This is a genomic window from Helicobacter pylori (assembly GCF_016755635.1).
GTDB lineage: Bacteria > Campylobacterota > Campylobacteria > Campylobacterales > Helicobacteraceae > Helicobacter > Helicobacter pylori_CQ.
In genome coordinates this window covers 584080-599018 of record NZ_CP051500.1, presented here as the reverse complement: position 1 = coordinate 599018, position 14939 = coordinate 584080, and the positions used below count along the sequence as shown (strand labels likewise).

Below are 14939 nucleotides of genomic sequence, written 5' to 3'. Positions count from 1 at the left end.
GGTTATCAAAAAGCTAACAGCGTTTTTTATTCAATCACTTCATAAATAACTTCTGTCTTCCAACGGGTTTTAGGGGTAATTTCCTGATTACGATAACCAAAACAAGCCATTACCGACACACCAAATTCCGCCGTGTTCAGATAGCCTTTTTCCTCTAAATAAGCCTCCACTTTTTCTTGATCATACCCTTCAATCGGGCAAGAATCAATCCCTAACATGGCTGCTGCCATCATCATGTTCGCCATTTGGATATAAGTCTGCTTGCTAGCCCAATCAAACAAAGATCGTTCGCTATTGAGTTTCATATCGTTCTCTTGGAAATTTTTGATGATTTGAGCGAACCTGGAATTAGTGTCATAATCCCTTTTTTTAACCTCATGCATCACTTTCTTAACATAATCGCTGTCATAAGTAACGCCTTTTCGCGCAAGATAAATGACAAAATGGCTCGCTCCCTCTAAACCAAAAAGCGCCCCCCAGGCCATCGGTTTTAAATCTTCTTTCATGCGTTCATTTTTCAATAAAAGCATTTTCCATGGTTCAAGCCCGATTGAAGAAGGGGCTAACCTCCCCACTTCAACCAAAGCTTCCCAATCCTTTTGAGAAATACGACGATTAGGATCGTATTTTTTTGCAGCAAATCGTTGGTGCTGTAAAGCAACCACTTGTTCTCTGTCCATTTTAATGATCTCCTTTTTCTAAATAATGATAAACGGCTGCCATATCCATTTCGCCTAAACCGGATTTTTCTGCTTGAGAATAAAGCTCTTCTGCTTGAAATAAGAATGGCAACTTTATCGCCTCTCCTGCTTCATTGTTGGCCAAACGAATGTCCTTGAGCATGAGCTTCAAACTGAAAGCGGCCGGATAATTATCTTGCAACCACATGCCTTTTTTAGCTTGAAAGAGAGGCGAATTCATGCCAGATTGGCCAATAATTTGCAAAAATGACTCTGCATCAACCCCTAAATGTTTGGCTAATAGCAAAGCTTCTGAATAAGCAACCCCCATTTGAGCCAAAAGGCTATTAATGGATAGTTTAGCCCCTGTCCCTTGACCAATCTTACCCAAATAAAAAATCTGACTCCCTAAATGCGTAAAAACAGGTTTGAGTTGAGTGATTACTTCTTTTTCACCTGCTGCTAAAATCAATAACGCCCCAGCTTTTGCTGCACCAACCGATCCTGAAACAGGCGCTTCAAGGTAAGTTACTTGATGCTTTTGAGCGATTTTTTCTAAAGATAAGCTCTCCAAAGGAGCGATGGTGCTCATATTCACCACGATTTTTTCAGACATCTGTTCCCAAAATTCTGGCGCTAAAACAGCATCAATCGCCGTTTTATCCGAAAGCATGGTAAAAATCAGATCAACTTTAGCGGCCAAATCTATAGGGTTAGTATAAACCGCTACGCCCTTTTCTTTTAAGGGGGCTGCTTTGCTCTCTGTTCGGTTATAAACCGATACTTCTAAATTTGCATCGTGCAAACGAGTCGCCATAGGAGTCCCCATAGCCCCAAGTCCAATCCATCCGATTTTCATTCAATTCTCACTTATTAGCGTGAATACGCCACTAAACCATCTAACCAATCTTGATGGCCATTTAGCATCGCATTAGGCACAGATTTCGCTAAAGCTTTAGCAGGGACTCCTAACTGAGTTTCTTGGGTTAAAATACGCACACGATCATTATCTAATTTTTCAACAATCCATGCGTGATAGGCTTCAAGATACTCATCGCCTTTAGCTTCATTCCAACCTCTCCAAGCCAAACGCAGTATGGTGTCTTTCAATTCAAACTCTTCCACCTGTGCCTCCACTAAAAAGCCAAAAGTTTCAAAGCGGAAACGAGTCTTGTCTTTAAGAATGGTATTGTCTTGATTATGCATGTGGACATTCCCTGAATTTTTGTAATACTTTTCCCAACAAGACGCGTCTCTTAAGTGTTGCACCACTTTATTAAAATCCAAACCTTTGACAATGACTTCATTGGACACAAAATTATCAGTCTCTCCTGGAACCCATTTCTTAGGCCATTGAATCGCATTCATCTTATCATGTTTTCTCTGTTTTTAATTTTTTCTGCCTATTGGCGAAAGATTTATAGCATCATTAGGTAAATAATGATCTTTAACCCATTCAATCAGCCATTCTAAAGCGTTGTTTTTGGGATTTTCAATGACTAAATTTAAGCATGCGTTTAAAATTTCGCCGATTTTTTGGTGCTGATAACCCAAGCTTTGAAGCGCGCCGCCCTTAAGGGCTAGGTGTTCTTTTTTAAAAGGCTCGTTAGAATCAAAGATTTCTTTTAACAAGCTTTTGATTTTTAAAGCGCGTTTGGGGTTTTCTAGTGCATAAAAATCTAAAGCCAAATTAAAAGGCTCTAAATCGTAGTTTTTCAATAAAAACTTCAATCCTGTTTTGCTATGAATATTAAAAAAAGCTTTATGGCATTCTTTAGCTTTGGAAAATAAAACACAAGTTTTTTTAGGGTAGCGTAAATTTTCTAAACTTTTTTGATGCTTAAAAAACCCTAACAATCTTAATTCCAGATTGAAAGGCGCGTTTTTTAAAAACCCTAAATTTTCTATTTTTTCTTGAGTAACCAACTCTAAAATTTCTTGATATTCTTTAGCCACTTCATAGACGTTTTTCCCCATAAGAAGCTTATTCAACTCGCTTTGTAAGCGTTCTTTAGAAAGGTGTTTTAACAAATCCTTACACGCAAAAACCGCTTCTTTAGTGCTTGGCGCTATCTTAAAGCCTAAAGTCGCGCTAAATCGCAACGATCTTAAAATCCTTAAAGCGTCTTCAAAAAACCTTAATCGCGCTTCCCCCACGCATTCAATCGTTTGATTTTCAATCGCATTCTGCCCTTTAAAAGGATCAATCAGCCCTTTTGTAGGGCTATAAGCGATCGCATTCATGCTAAAATCGCGCCGCTTTAAATCGTCTGTTAAATGAGCACTAAAAACCAATTCTTTAGGCTTTCGGTGCTTGATATGCCCTTTTTCCATTCTAAAGGTTGTGATTTCATAGCTTTGATGGTTTTTAAGAGCCGTGATCGTGCCATGTTTGATACCGGTTTCTAGAACCCTAAAATCGTGCTTTAAAAGAAGCTCTTTACTTTCATTGACTAAAGCGTTTGAGGTTAAATCGTAATCTTTTGGGGTAATGCCCATTAAATGATCGCGCACGCACCCCCCTACCAAGTAAAGCTCATAAGGAGATTTTTCATAAATGTCAAACAATTCTTTTAATCCTTCTTCCAACTCAAACACGCTTTTTACTCTTAAAACTTCTTTGTGTTATTATAATCTTTTTAGAATTTTTAAGGAATTTTGATGGAACAAGAAATTTGCGTGATCGGTTTTAGCGGCGGGCAAGACAGCACCACTTTGGCTGTATGGGCGAAAAAGCGTTTTAAAAAAGTCTGTTTAGTGGGGTTTGATTACGCACAAAAACACTCTGTGGAATTGGAATGCGCTCAAAAAATCGCTTCTCTTTTACAACTCCCTTATGAAATCATCCCATTAGATTTTTTAGAAAATATCACCCACTCCGCGCTTTTTAAAAACTCTAACGATTTAATAGGGCATTCGCATGCGCAAAATAAAGATTTACCCAACTCCTTTGTGCCTAATCGTAACGCTATTTTTATCACCCTTTTGCATTCTTACGCGCAAAAAATAGGGGCTAGCAACATCGCTTTAGGGGTTTCGCAAGCGGATTTTAGCGGCTATCCGGATTGTAAAGAAGATTTTATTAAAAGCATCGAACATGCCCTAAATTTAGGATCAAACACAGCGATTAAAATCCTGACGCCTTTAATGTTTTTGAATAAAGCGCAAGAATTTCAAATGGCTAAAGATTTAGGGGCTTTGGATCTAATCATCAAAGAAACGCACACCTGCTATCAAGGAGAGCGAAAGATTTTGCATGCTTATGGCTATGGCTGCGATGAATGCCTAGCATGCCAATTGAGGAAAAAAGGCTTTGAAGAGTTTCAAGCCATGCTGTAAAAAATAATCTTTTAAAGAATGAGATTTTTAAAACTTTGTTTTTATAATAAATTTCTTAAGAGAACAGGGGATTTTGAAATAATTACCCCTACAACCCCCAACTAAAACCTCTAACCCAAAAAGAGCGTTTTTTAAGAGTTTGTCGCTTGATTAAGATCAAGCTGTTTTATATTTTTGTTTAAAAAACGCCTTTGAGCGTTTTTACAAAACAATCAAAAGCGATAAAAAGCATGTTTTAATGTTTGTTTTTAAAGTTATATGTATAGTTAAGATAAACGCTCACCACTCTTTTATAATCCAATTTATCCCCATAATTATCGCTATAGTAATTGACTTTAAAGGCTGGCACTTTAACCCCTAATTCAACACTAGAACCTCCAAGATAGATTTCATCGCCATAGCGATCAATATCGTATTCATCATTATTCCAACGAACGCCAAATTTTCCTTGTAACTGAAAAATCGTGTGGCTTTTGACTTGATTGAAAGGGGTGAGATTGTTACTTGCAAACCAAGTGCTAGCCCCTAGTTCCATGCCAATCACAAGCCCTGAAGATTTTCTAAATACGTGCCTTGATGCTTTTTTTAATGTATTAGCGTCTAGCGTTCTGCCGGTCATATCTTTGTAAAATATAGAAAGCCCTTTTACCCTTCGTTCAACATATTTTTGGGACGCTCGCTTATCGTTAGTCCAATTAATAAGTAAATCCGTATTGAAACCATAGGGTAAAAAAGCTATTAAACCGCTACCAGGAACAGAACCAACGCCACCAAGTTGGTAACCGAAAAAAAGAGAGTGCCTAAACCCTATAATCCTTTTTTTACCCAAAAAATATTTATACCCAAAGCTGAGTTCGTTAAAAAGACCGCCCGATCCACCATTTCCTGCGAATCGGTTAGCGATTTTTTTTGAATCTTTCACTTTGTTTAAAGCGTTTTGCGCATTTCTTATGGCTTTTGTGTTTTGTTCGGGGAATAATGAATTTTTTGCATTATTGATCGCTTGATTTAAGGCGTTTTCTGCTGAAGCTTTTTCGCCGATGCTACCTTGTCCTTGAATGTAGCTTCCTTCTGCAAAATTTAAACCTAAATAAAATCCATTCCTTTCAGCGTGGAGCCAGAACGAGAAAGACAGAAAGAGTAAAAGGGTTTTTTTCATGGTTTTTCTTTGGTTTAAGATTTGATATTATGATTAGGTAGTTTATCATAAAAATTAAGATTTTAGTTATTGGGTTTTAATGAAAAACAAAATTAAAATGAAATAGCCACAAAACCACCGCTTAATGAATATTAAATTAAAAACATGTTAATCTTTAGTTATTTTTAAATTAGGAAATCTCATGCATCAAAACAATAAAACTTTTTTACCCAACCAATCCGCTCACCTCTCTAAAATCATTCTTTTTTTAAACGCTGGCTTTTTAGCCTATCTGTTAAGCGCTTGTGGGGCGAATGTGCCCATAGAAGAAGTGCTAGTTAAAGATCCCAAAGAAACCAAAGCCCAAGAAGTCGCCAGAGAAGAAAACGCCATCCAGCAAGAAAACGCCACTATTGATGCGCGCACCACGCCTTTAATCAATCGTTTCACTAATTATAACGCTTATGGGTCTTTGAACGGCTTTTACAATTCAGTGGATAATCTCAATTCGCCCATGCAAAACGGGATGTATGGAGGCTATTACATGCCTTATTATTACATGCCCTATGGTTTCATGCCTTATGGGTCTGGCCTTATGCCTTATGGGCCTTATGGGTATGGAGCGCCTGGATACTTCCCTTACGTTTTTTATTGATTAGCTTAAAACAGCTTGCGCTAAACAATAAGCGTGTTGGCGTTTTCATATTAACGCCCTTATATTTTCTAATGGTTATTTCTAACATGCTAGGGTGGTGTGATAGAAAAAGACTATATTAAGAGGAGATATTCTTATGCGTATAGTTAGAAATTTATTTCTTGTATCGTTTGTGGCGTATAGTAGTGCGTTCGCAGCGGATTTAGAAACTGAAACTAAAAGCCATAAAAAAAGCGACAAAAAGTTTTACAAACTCCATAAAAACCATGGCTCAGAAACCGAGGCCAAAAACGACAAAAAGCTTTATGATTTCACTAAAAATAGCGGCTTAGAAGGCGTGGATTTGGAAAAAAGCCCCAACCTTAAAAGCCATAAAAAAAGCGATAAAAAGTTTTACAAACAACTCGCTAAAAACAATATCGCTGAAGGGGTGAGCATGCCGATTGTGAATTTCAATAAAGCCCTGTCTTTTGGGCCTTATTTTGAAAGGACTAAAAGCAAAAAAACCCAATACATGGACGGCGGGTTGATGATGCACATCCGCTTTTAAGCCCTTATTCATAATCCAAAAACGCATGTGCTTTAAGAGCAAGGGTTTTAGGGAAATACCGCACAAACAAATCCAAAAACACTTTTTCGCCAAAGAAATCCCCAGCGATCGTTACTTCTTGGACGCTAAAATTTTGAGCGTTATCCCAAATGAAATTCCCTAAAAACTCCGCTAAAGAATCCAAAATCCCCAAACTCAAAATTTCATTTTCCACGCCTGCGAGCCTGAAACTCATCGCGCTGTGCATGATCTTTGAAAAGTTTAAAGCCATTTTCAAAGAATCGTTTTTAAGGATTTTATAATCAATTCTAGGGCCTTTAGGGCGTAAGCATTCTTTAGCCAAAGGAATAACGCTCTGCGTGCAAAAATCCTCGCTATAACCCAAAACAAACCCTAAAATGCGAAAAAAATCCAATAAATTCGTGCCCCCTAGTTGGTATTTAGAAAGCTCTAAAATACGCGCGTAAAAATTAGGGAATTTAGTGGCGTAGTTTTGTAGCATTCTAGAGGCTTTTTCATCTTGTTTGAGCGCGTTAAACATTTTGTTAAAATCAAAACTGACGCTTAAAAGCGTTTTTAAAGAACCATTAGCATGCAATAACAACCTTGTAGGGCGCTTGAAACTAAAATATAAAACGATAGAATTTCGGGTTGTGCTTAAAAACTCTAATTCATCTTTAAAAGCAATGGCAGAAAGATTGTTTTCTAACACGAAATTTTTAGCGGGTGTGATCAAACGCTTAGGGGTTTTAAAAAGCGCTTCATAATGCAAAAGTGCTTCACAAGAATGGCTTTCATGCATAAAAACAAATTCTATCCCCTCATCTTGTAAAATATGGCACAATAAATTCAATATGGGGTCATAGGGTAGTTGGACTATGATTTCATCGTTTTTAAAAGTGTCCTTAAACACGCTTTTTAAAGAGGCTTTGATAGAGGGTTTTTCCAAACTGGCTAAATATTTAGCGTCCTCTAAAGACAATTTAGTGCAACTCAAAACGCTAGAAAGATCGCTAAAAATAACGCTTATAGAGAGCTTTTTTAAAGAAAGGGATAATGCCCCCCTAGAAGTGTGAACAGGGATAAAATCCTGTGTTTTGAGCATGTCTTTTAATTGGGTTAAGCAATCTATAAGCTCTTTAGGGCTATGGATTATAGCCCCCTTAAAAGCGGTGTTTTTGACAAAACCTAACGCATTGGCATACAAAGATGCATTTTTGTCTAAAAAATCTTGATGCTCTTTAGCGTTCATAAAAAGGGGCTTTGAAAGGCTTGTTGTTTGGAAAAAATTTTCATCTAAAGGCTCTGTGATTTCCTTTAAAGACAAAAAGCTAAAATCTAAAGAAAAGGGCAGAATTTCGCTGAGTTTTTGCGCGAATTCTAAAGTGATCTCAGCGCTCGCTTGGAGGTAGAAAGAAGTGGTATTATCCTTATAAACGCTATAAAAACGCACTTGCAAATTGCATGCCATTTGCTCTAAAAGGGGCGTAAAATTTAGGCTTGTTTTTTCATTAACGCATTTAAAAAGAAAAACAAACGCCAATTCAAAAACCCTTATAAGAGAGTTCAGCGATACAATCTAGGGCGATATGATCGGTGCGTTGCATTTGAACTCCCCATGCGTTGAGTTGGGTTTCTATGGCTTTTAAGGCTGTTTCTAAAGCGTTTAACATTTCGCTTGAAAGTTTGAAAGTGGTCTCGCTCCCTATCACAAAAGGCACAAGCCCCACGATAAAAGTTCTAGGCAAATCCCCTAAAAACTCCGTGAGCCTTAAAGTGTGCAGCATTTCCACTTCATGCGCACTCCCAGCCCATGTGATTTCTTTAGGAGCGTCCTTAAAATCAAAAGCATAGACTGATCCAATTTCAACGCCTTTAGCGCTCACGCAATCTAAAATCAAAACCTTTTCATACGAAGTGATCAAAGGAATGAGTTGCTGAGCCATAGTCCCCCCATCCACAATATCCACGCTAGGGAAAAAAGAAAAATTCTTTTTAAGGTAGTGGGCTAGATGCACCCCAATCCCTTCATCGCCAAAAAGGATATTGCCAATGCCTAAAATTAGGATTTTTTGACTCATTCTTTGGTATAACCATAGCCATTAATCATAGAATCCGCCCCCGAACTTTCATACCGGATAGAATGGAAAAACACCATATAAACATGCACAGGGACAAACAAAATAATCCCCCAAGTCGCTAAGTGGTGGATGAAACGAACGTTCGCTAACCCCCCACAAAGCGCTTCAAACCACTTAAAAGCGCTTGCTAAAAACGCCCCAAGCCCCGCATGATAGACATTATAATACAGCACCACCCCGCTCAAACTCATCAATACGATCAAAACAACCAAAGTGAAATAAGCCACGAGTTGGATAGGGTTATACAATCCTTTAGTGTGGGGTTTGGCACTGATAAGAAAATACGCTTTCATCTGATCTATCCAAGCTTTTGGGCTTAAAAGTTGGCCAAAACTCCTGCGCTCCATCAAACTTTCTTTAGTGAAAAAAAGATAGGTTCTAAAGATTAATGCGCTAATGAGTAAAAACCCAAACATGACATGAAAAGAACGCACATAAGCTTGTAAAAGATACACCCCTTTATAAAAGCTGGAATTAGGCTGCAAAAAAGGGTAAGCGATGTAAAACCCTGTAGCGATTAAAGTAAAAATACTCAAAGCCCTAACCCAATGGAAAAAGCGCACAAAACCGGAATACTCTTTGTGCAAAACGACCTTATTCATTTTATCCATGCGTAACCCTTTTTAGAATTTAGCGAAATTAGGCTCTACTTTAAACTCGTTTAAAGACTGCCCTTTAAAATCCATCACATGCACTGAGCATGCGATGCATGGGTCAAAAGAATGGATAGTCCTAATGATTTCTAAAGGCTGGGTTAAATCAGCGATTTTAGTGCCAATCAAGCTCATTTCATAAGCCCCCCTTTGATTTTGAGAATCTCTAGGCCCCGCATTCCAAGTAGAAGGCACCACCGCTTGATAATTTTCCACCACGCCGTTTTTAATACGCACCCAATGGCTTAGCATGCCCCTTGGCACTTGACCAATGTAACGCCCTTTATATTCTTGATTTTTATCAATATGATAAGGAGTGCAAGTGCTTTGATCGCTTTTTAGATTTTCCACTAGTGCATCAAACGCCAAAAGGCCATTATCAGCAATCGTTTTAGCTTCAATACACCTTGCAGCCGTTCGCCCAAGCGTTGAAAACAACGCCTCTAAAGGCAGTTTAGTGTCTTTTAAAAACTTCGTAGCCACTTCAGTAACATAGGGGTTTTTCGCCGCTAAACCTACCACTACGGAACTTAAAGGGCCTACTTCCATAGGCTTACTATCGTATCTGGGCGATTTTATCCAAGAATATTTATTTTTAGTGTCAAGCACTTTAGCAGGGATTATTTTATTTTCAATCCCCACGCTCTCGCCGTCTTTTAAACCAGTATAATGCGGGTTAGTTTGCCCGTCATAAGGGTGGAGTTGCACTTCTTTAGTGTCTTCATATTGATACCAAGAATGCGTAACCTCTTCTTTAATCAAACTCTCATCAATGGGGTGCAGTTTAGAAATATCCCCATCAAGCACTACTCCGCTACTCAAAAGGTATTTATCCCTCCCAAGCAACACTTCTTCATAAGCGATAAAATTCCTTAAGCCGCAGCCTTTAATAACGGATTGCTCGTTAGCGAACATTTCGCCTGCCATCACCAAATCAGGGTAGTAGGCATGGTTGATAAAATTGGCCACCACTTCAAACTTGCTCTTCCATTCCGCCAATCTCGTCGGATCCAATATATCCATAACACTCGTAACACCCCCCACCGTTAGGCTTTGTGGGTGAGGCTGTTTGGCCCCAAAAATAGCGGTCATTTTCGCCGCTTCCCTTTGGATTTCTAAAAGCTTGAGATAGTGGCTTAAGACGATTAAATTTTGCTCCGGACTCAAACGATAGGTTTTATGCCCATAGTAGCCGTTACTGAAAGGTCCTAAAGATCCGCTTTTAGCGAAATCGCTCAAGCGTTTTTGAACCGCTTTTAATTCACCGGCACCGGTATTAATGGGATAAGGGCTGTATTTGAAAGAAAGTTTTGCCGCTTGAATGGGATCGGCTTTTAAAGCGCTCATAATATCGCACCAATCAAGCCCATGCAAAGTATAAAAATGCACCACATGGTCATGAAAAAGCAACGCCATGTTCATCAAAGATCGCACCAATTGCGCGTTTAATGGGGGGGTGATGCCTAGAGCGTTTTCTACCGCCGTGATACCGGCCTTATAATGCGAATAAGTGCATACCCCACAAATCCTTTGAGCGATAAAGCCTGCATCTCGTGGGTCTCTGCCCTTAATGATCGTCTCTAACCCCCTAAAAAGCGTAGAAGAAGAAAACGCATCAGTGATCACATTATCATCATCTACGATCACTTCAATCCTTAAATGCCCCTCAATCCTGGTGATAGGATCGACTACGATTTTTTTTGACATGTTAATCCCTTACTCTTTGTTTTTGATCGCTTTAGAAAGGAGCGCATGCGCAACAATGCCAATAGCGGTTGCGCTGAGCAAAGTCGTGCCGACTTTATCGGCCACTTTATCAGCCCCCAAGCCATCAAAAGCGGTTTTAATGGAGCGATTCGCCAAAGGCTCTTCAAAAGGACTCATCGTATCCCAAAAATTAGGCTCAGAACACCCTATGCACCCATGCCCTGCACCTATGGGCCAAGAAGTGTGTGAATTGAAGCGGAGTTTGGAGCAATTGTTGAAAGTGTAAGGCCCTTTACAGCCCATTTTATACAAGCAAAAGCCCCTTTTAGCGTTTTCATCGCCAAAATGCTCCACAAATTCGCCCGCATCAAAATGCCCTCTCCTTTCGCACAAATCATGGATCCTGTTCCCATAAGCCCAAGAGGGGCGGTTATACGCATCCAATTTAGGGAGAGCCCCAAACATCAAGTAATAAAGCACATTGCCCACGATATTTTTTTCACTAGGCGGGCAACCGGGAACATTGATCACGGGTTTGTCAATGATTTTGTGTAAGGGTTGCGCGTTAGAGGGGTTAGGGTAAGCCGCTTGAACGCCCCCAAAACTGGAGCATGTGCCTATGGCAAAAATAGCGGCTGCGTATTGAGCGGCCTTCCTGCACTCTTCAGCCCCCGTTTCAGCGTTTGGACCTTGAGTGAGGAAGTATTCTGTGCCTTGGGGGATACCGCCTTCTACCATTAAAATGTAATTGTTTTTATGCTTTTCTATGGCGTCATGCAAGCTTTTTTCAGCCTGAAAACCGCTCGCTACCATGATGGTCTCATGGTATTCTAGGTTGATGTAATCAAAGATAATGCTATCAATGGTGGGGTCTGCACTCCTTAACAAGCTTTCGCTACAGCCGGTGCATTCTGCCATGTGCAACCAGATCACGGGCAATCTGTTAGCCACTTCCACCGCTTTCAAAGTCAAGGGAGCAAAACTAGCCGGCAAGGCTAACGCTGCGCTCATCATGCCCGCCCACTTCAATAAATCACGCCTAGAAATGCCCGCCCCTTTAAACTCGTCTTGCAAATTCTTATGCTCGTTATGAGCGTTAAACGAACGAATTATATCAAGGCGTTCTTCAATCTTTTGATAAGTCTTTTTTTCATCGTAGAACATCGCCATTCCTTAAATAGAAATTTTCATTATCTTAACATAATAAAAACAATACAATCGCAATTTAATCGCTTCTTAAAAATACCCTTTTTGAGGTATAATCGCAAGCCATAATTTAATTTCAAAAAAAGGAACAAAATGAAAAAAGTACTCATCATTAACGGGGCCAAAGCGTTCGGGAGCTCTGGGGGGAAACTCAATGAAACCTTGACCAACCATGCAAAAAAGACTCTAGAATCTTTGGGGCTAGAAGTGGATACTACAATCGTGGATAAGGGCTATGATCATAGTCAAGAAGTGGAGAAAATCTTTAGCGCTGATGCGACGATTTGGCAAATGCCTGGCTGGTGGATGGGAGAGCCTTGGATTGTGAAAAAATACATTGATGAAGTCTTTAGCGCAGGGTATGGGAAGCTTTGGGCTAACGATGGCAGAAGCTCGCAAAACCCCACTAAAAACTACGGGAAAGGAGGCTTGATGCAAGGCAAAAAATACATGTTGAGCTTGACTTGGAACGCTCCCATTGAAGCCTTTAGTGATCCTAATGAATTTTTTGAAGGGGTGGGTGTGGATGTTGTGTATTTGCATTTGCATAAAGCGTTCCAGTTTTTAGGGCTTTCAGCGCTGCCCACTTTTATTTGCAACGATGTAACGAAAAACCCCCAAGTAGAGCAGTATCTTAATTCTCTCACCACGCATTTGCACCAAGCTTTTGGCAAGTGATTTTAAAGTTTTTTAACCCCCCATTTCTTTGGGGGGCTTGTTTATTACAATAAAATCTCTAGGATTGAGATCACAGCCTAAGATAAGATCTCTAAGATTACTGCCCGTAGTTTGATAACTCGCATTGCTTACAAAGTAGAATCCGTATTTTTCAAAAGGCACAACCAAAGTGCCATCTCTATCCCTTGCTTCAGCTTTTGCTCTACTCCAATAAATGTATTTTTGAGACTCATCGTCTGTGTAGCTTTCAAAGGCTTCCCTGGCATTTTCCAGCAAGTAGTCTATGACAACGCTAGCTAATTCCTTAGCGTTTCTTGCCATGCACCTTTGGCCATTGGGGAGCTTAACGCTTTGAAGATTATGGGAAGTTAAGTCATCATCAAGGGTTTTACTGATCTCTCTGGTGCGGTATTCTTTGGGCAGATCTTTAAACAATTCCACTTGACAGAATTGATCCGCTAAATATTCGCTCCTAGCCTTCACTTCCTCTATCCCCCAAGAATGGGTGTTGTTGATGAAATAGTCGTTTAAATGCAAGGAGCTGTATTGTTCCATAAGATCTATTTTTGCCTCGTAAGATTTGTTGCCAAGCTTTTGATTTTGCCCTGATAAGGTCAGATTCCCAAAATTATTGAGGTAGTCTTGCTCAAAAGTGAAATAGTCCCCCACCCTATCGCGCCATTCTTGTGTGGGGGTTTTGGGGTAGAAATGCTCCACTTCTAAATTCTCTTCTTTTGGCGGTTCGGCGTTACTTAATTTTTCAATCTCAAGCAGGATGAATTTGCACACTTGATTTGCTGCATAAGCGTTACGCACAAGAAACGCCACTCTAATTCTATCATCATTAGGGAACACCGTTTGACCAACGCTCTTGCCCAAATACCGCTTCAATGCATCGGCTGAAACATTTTCCCCTAGCTGTCTGTATAAAGGATAAAGAAATTTGTTAAGCGCATTAGAATCTCCGCACACGCTTCGGCGCACGAAGTAGCTGATAAGGATTTGCAAAATTTCGTAGAAATTTTCATAATCCAGCTTGCCTTCTTCAAAATCTCTGGCGCAACGCAAAACAAAGGGCTTTGCCACACCAAATTTGATTTTTACGAGATCTTTAATGCGCAGGCGTAAATTCGCTAACTGCTGCGGATCTCCACGATCTAAAAAATAATGATCTCTGTCTAAAAAGATTTGATAGATTCTGCCATACTCACGCATATCGCTCATAAGACCTTGTATATCGTTAGGGAAATGTTTTCTGTGGTGGTCTTTTAGCGTGTAATACACTTCGCGCTCTCCCTCTTTTACTTTATCTTCAAAATAGATTCTCAGATAGGTTTTGATAAAATCATTCAAATCCTTTTCACCAAGCCAATTTTCTAAAGGAACCCAATAAGTATCATAGAGATGTTTCTGGTTTTTGGAATTTTCTCCCATCATCAGATAGTTGCGGATGAGATCCAGCCCTTTTAATTGCACGCCTGTAGCGTTGATGCTTTCAAACACCACTTGCGGATCGTCTTCGCCCAACTCTAAGCCTATGGCTACGATTTTAAGCCGCAAAAACGCCCCATAAATCTCTTCTATGCGATACCCTTTGCTGATATAATCGTCAAGCTCTTTGGTGAAAAATTTATAATTATTCCTGATGTATGATACGCCTTGTATCTCATGCGATCGATTTTGCATGACTAAATCAAAGGCTTCTTTGTCGCTTTTGATGGGCTTGAGACGCAGCCTTTGTCCCGAAAGATTGAGTAGATTATCAATCTCTTTTTTTATCCCTTCATTTGGTATCTTTGTTTCTATGGCTTTGAGCAAAAGCATGATGGTGGTAATCCTTTGCTGCCCGTCAATGATGACAAATTCTTGCAGTTGTCTTAAGCTCTTTTCATCATCAATCAAATGCAAAACATAAGTGATAGAACCCATAAAATGCGTTTTCTTATTTTGAGAAATACTGACAATATCTTGCAGTAATTTTTCACAATTTTCTTCTTCCCAAGTGTAGTTCCTCTGGTATACAGGGATAGAAAAGATCGTGCCTGTTAGGGCAAAAAAGTCGTTAATGGTGCTTTGTGTTGCTTTCATAGCTCTTCTTTTTAAATAAAATCAAAATCACACCGAGTATTAAATCAAAAAAAAAAAAAAAAAAAAAAGAGCTTAAACTTTTGAAAAAACCGCAATTTGTGGCT

15 protein-coding genes are annotated in these 14939 nt (G+C 39.5%); 4 read left to right on the top strand and 11 right to left on the bottom strand.

From position 1 onward, the window contains the following. Window positions 1–26 precede the first annotated feature (26 nt). The 4 genes from frxA to HG567_RS02800 are packed head-to-tail and all read right to left on the bottom strand — an operon-like array spanning window position 27 to window position 3278. Window positions 27–680, bottom strand: coding sequence for an NAD(P)H-dependent flavin oxidoreductase FrxA (frxA, locus tag HG567_RS02815; protein ID WP_000373527.1), 654 nt, complete (start codon window positions 678–680; stop codon window positions 27–29). Between the two features lies 1 nt (window position 681). Beyond that, window positions 682–1539 (bottom strand): NAD(P)-dependent oxidoreductase, encoded by an 858-nt coding sequence (locus HG567_RS02810; protein WP_202140085.1) that lies wholly within the window; start codon window positions 1537–1539, stop codon window positions 682–684. Window positions 1540–1553: 14 nt separating this feature from the next. After that, window positions 1554–2048 carry an SRPBCC family protein gene (locus HG567_RS02805; RefSeq protein ID WP_202140084.1) on the bottom strand — a complete coding sequence of 165 codons (495 nt, stop codon included), beginning with the start codon at window positions 2046–2048 and terminating at the stop codon, window positions 1554–1556. 21 nt (window positions 2049–2069) lie between these two features. Further along, window positions 2070–3278 (bottom strand): CCA tRNA nucleotidyltransferase, encoded by a 1209-nt coding sequence (locus HG567_RS02800; protein ID WP_202163960.1) that lies wholly within the window; start codon window positions 3276–3278, stop codon window positions 2070–2072. Between the two features lie 63 nt (window positions 3279–3341). On the opposite strand from HG567_RS02800, the gene queC reads away from it, so the two are divergent. Continuing rightward, window positions 3342–4019: a 7-cyano-7-deazaguanine synthase QueC gene (queC, locus tag HG567_RS02795; protein WP_202140082.1), complete on the top strand. Its 678-nt coding sequence runs from the start codon at window positions 3342–3344 to the stop codon at window positions 4017–4019. 235 nt (window positions 4020–4254) lie between these two features. On the opposite strand, the gene oipA is transcribed toward queC, so the two are convergent. Beyond that, entirely contained in the window at window positions 4255–5178 is a 924-nt protein-coding gene (gene oipA, locus HG567_RS02790; protein WP_202163959.1) for an outer inflammatory protein OipA, read from the bottom strand. Between the two features lie 181 nt (window positions 5179–5359). On the opposite strand from oipA, the gene HG567_RS02785 reads away from it, so the two are divergent. Continuing rightward, window positions 5360–5812 (top strand): hypothetical protein, encoded by a 453-nt coding sequence (locus tag HG567_RS02785; protein ID WP_202163958.1) that lies wholly within the window; start codon window positions 5360–5362, stop codon window positions 5810–5812. A 136-nt stretch (window positions 5813–5948) separates the two neighbouring features. Next, entirely contained in the window at window positions 5949–6362 is a 414-nt protein-coding gene (locus HG567_RS02780; RefSeq protein ID WP_202140081.1) for a hypothetical protein, read from the top strand. A gap of 4 nt (window positions 6363–6366) precedes the next feature. Here the strand turns inward: HG567_RS02780 and hydE are convergent, their stop codons facing one another. Genes hydE through HG567_RS02755 form a run of 5 tightly spaced genes read right to left on the bottom strand, consistent with a single transcriptional unit; the run spans window position 6367 to window position 12027 of the window. After that, window positions 6367–7905, bottom strand: a complete 1539-nt coding sequence (hydE, locus tag HG567_RS02775; protein ID WP_202163957.1) for a hydrogenase biosynthesis protein HydE — start codon at window positions 7903–7905, stop codon at window positions 6367–6369. A gap of 1 nt (window position 7906) precedes the next feature. Then, on the bottom strand, window positions 7907–8443 hold the full coding sequence (gene hydD / locus HG567_RS02770; RefSeq protein ID WP_000078624.1) for a hydrogenase biosynthesis protein HydD: 537 nt from the start codon (window positions 8441–8443) through the stop codon (window positions 7907–7909). Further along, on the bottom strand, window positions 8440–9114 hold the full coding sequence (gene cybH / locus HG567_RS02765; protein ID WP_202140078.1) for a Ni/Fe-hydrogenase, b-type cytochrome subunit: 675 nt from the start codon (window positions 9112–9114) through the stop codon (window positions 8440–8442). The genes hydD and cybH overlap by 4 nt, the downstream gene beginning before the upstream one ends. Window positions 9115–9126: 12 nt before the next feature. After that, the gene (locus HG567_RS02760; protein WP_120990251.1) at window positions 9127–10863 is read right to left on the bottom strand and encodes a nickel-dependent hydrogenase large subunit; all 1737 of its coding nucleotides are present in this window, start codon (window positions 10861–10863) and stop codon (window positions 9127–9129) included. A 9-nt stretch (window positions 10864–10872) separates the two neighbouring features. Then, window positions 10873–12027, bottom strand: a complete 1155-nt coding sequence (locus tag HG567_RS02755) for a hydrogenase 1 small subunit (RefSeq protein ID WP_181331068.1) — start codon at window positions 12025–12027, stop codon at window positions 10873–10875. Between the two features lie 135 nt (window positions 12028–12162). Between HG567_RS02755 and mdaB the strand changes: the two genes are divergently transcribed. Continuing rightward, the gene (mdaB, locus tag HG567_RS02750; protein WP_202163956.1) at window positions 12163–12747 is read left to right on the top strand and encodes an NADPH:quinone oxidoreductase MdaB; all 585 of its coding nucleotides are present in this window, start codon (window positions 12163–12165) and stop codon (window positions 12745–12747) included. A gap of 12 nt (window positions 12748–12759) precedes the next feature. Here mdaB and HG567_RS02745 read toward each other — a convergent pair whose 3' ends face one another. Continuing rightward, window positions 12760–14835, bottom strand: a complete 2076-nt coding sequence (locus HG567_RS02745) for a DUF262 domain-containing protein (RefSeq protein ID WP_202163955.1) — start codon at window positions 14833–14835, stop codon at window positions 12760–12762. Window positions 14836–14939: the final 104 nt, after the last annotated feature.

Bases quoted from the DNA above. Each gene is read 5' to 3' on its own strand.
- mdaB (WP_202163956.1), top strand. From the start codon at position 12,163: ATGAAAAAAGTACTCATCATTAACGGGGCCAAAGCGTTCGGGAGCTCT.
- oipA (WP_202163959.1), bottom strand. From the start codon at position 5,178: ATGAAAAAAACCCTTTTACTCTTTCTGTCTTTCTCGTTCTGGCTCCAC.
- HG567_RS02760 (WP_120990251.1), bottom strand. From the start codon at position 10,863: ATGTCAAAAAAAATCGTAGTCGATCCTATCACCAGGATTGAGGGGCAT.
- queC (WP_202140082.1), top strand. From the start codon at position 3,342: ATGGAACAAGAAATTTGCGTGATCGGTTTTAGCGGCGGGCAAGACAGC.
- HG567_RS02755 (WP_181331068.1), bottom strand. From the start codon at position 12,027: ATGTTCTACGATGAAAAAAAGACTTATCAAAAGATTGAAGAACGCCTT.
- HG567_RS02745 (WP_202163955.1), bottom strand. From the start codon at position 14,835: ATGAAAGCAACACAAAGCACCATTAACGACTTTTTTGCCCTAACAGGC.
- HG567_RS02780 (WP_202140081.1), top strand. From the start codon at position 5,949: ATGCGTATAGTTAGAAATTTATTTCTTGTATCGTTTGTGGCGTATAGT.
- HG567_RS02785 (WP_202163958.1), top strand. From the start codon at position 5,360: ATGCATCAAAACAATAAAACTTTTTTACCCAACCAATCCGCTCACCTC.
- HG567_RS02810 (WP_202140085.1), bottom strand. From the start codon at position 1,539: ATGAAAATCGGATGGATTGGACTTGGGGCTATGGGGACTCCTATGGCG.
- hydD (WP_000078624.1), bottom strand. From the start codon at position 8,443: ATGAGTCAAAAAATCCTAATTTTAGGCATTGGCAATATCCTTTTTGGC.
- HG567_RS02805 (WP_202140084.1), bottom strand. From the start codon at position 2,048: ATGAATGCGATTCAATGGCCTAAGAAATGGGTTCCAGGAGAGACTGAT.
- frxA (WP_000373527.1), bottom strand. From the start codon at position 680: ATGGACAGAGAACAAGTGGTTGCTTTACAGCACCAACGATTTGCTGCA.
- cybH (WP_202140078.1), bottom strand. From the start codon at position 9,114: ATGGATAAAATGAATAAGGTCGTTTTGCACAAAGAGTATTCCGGTTTT.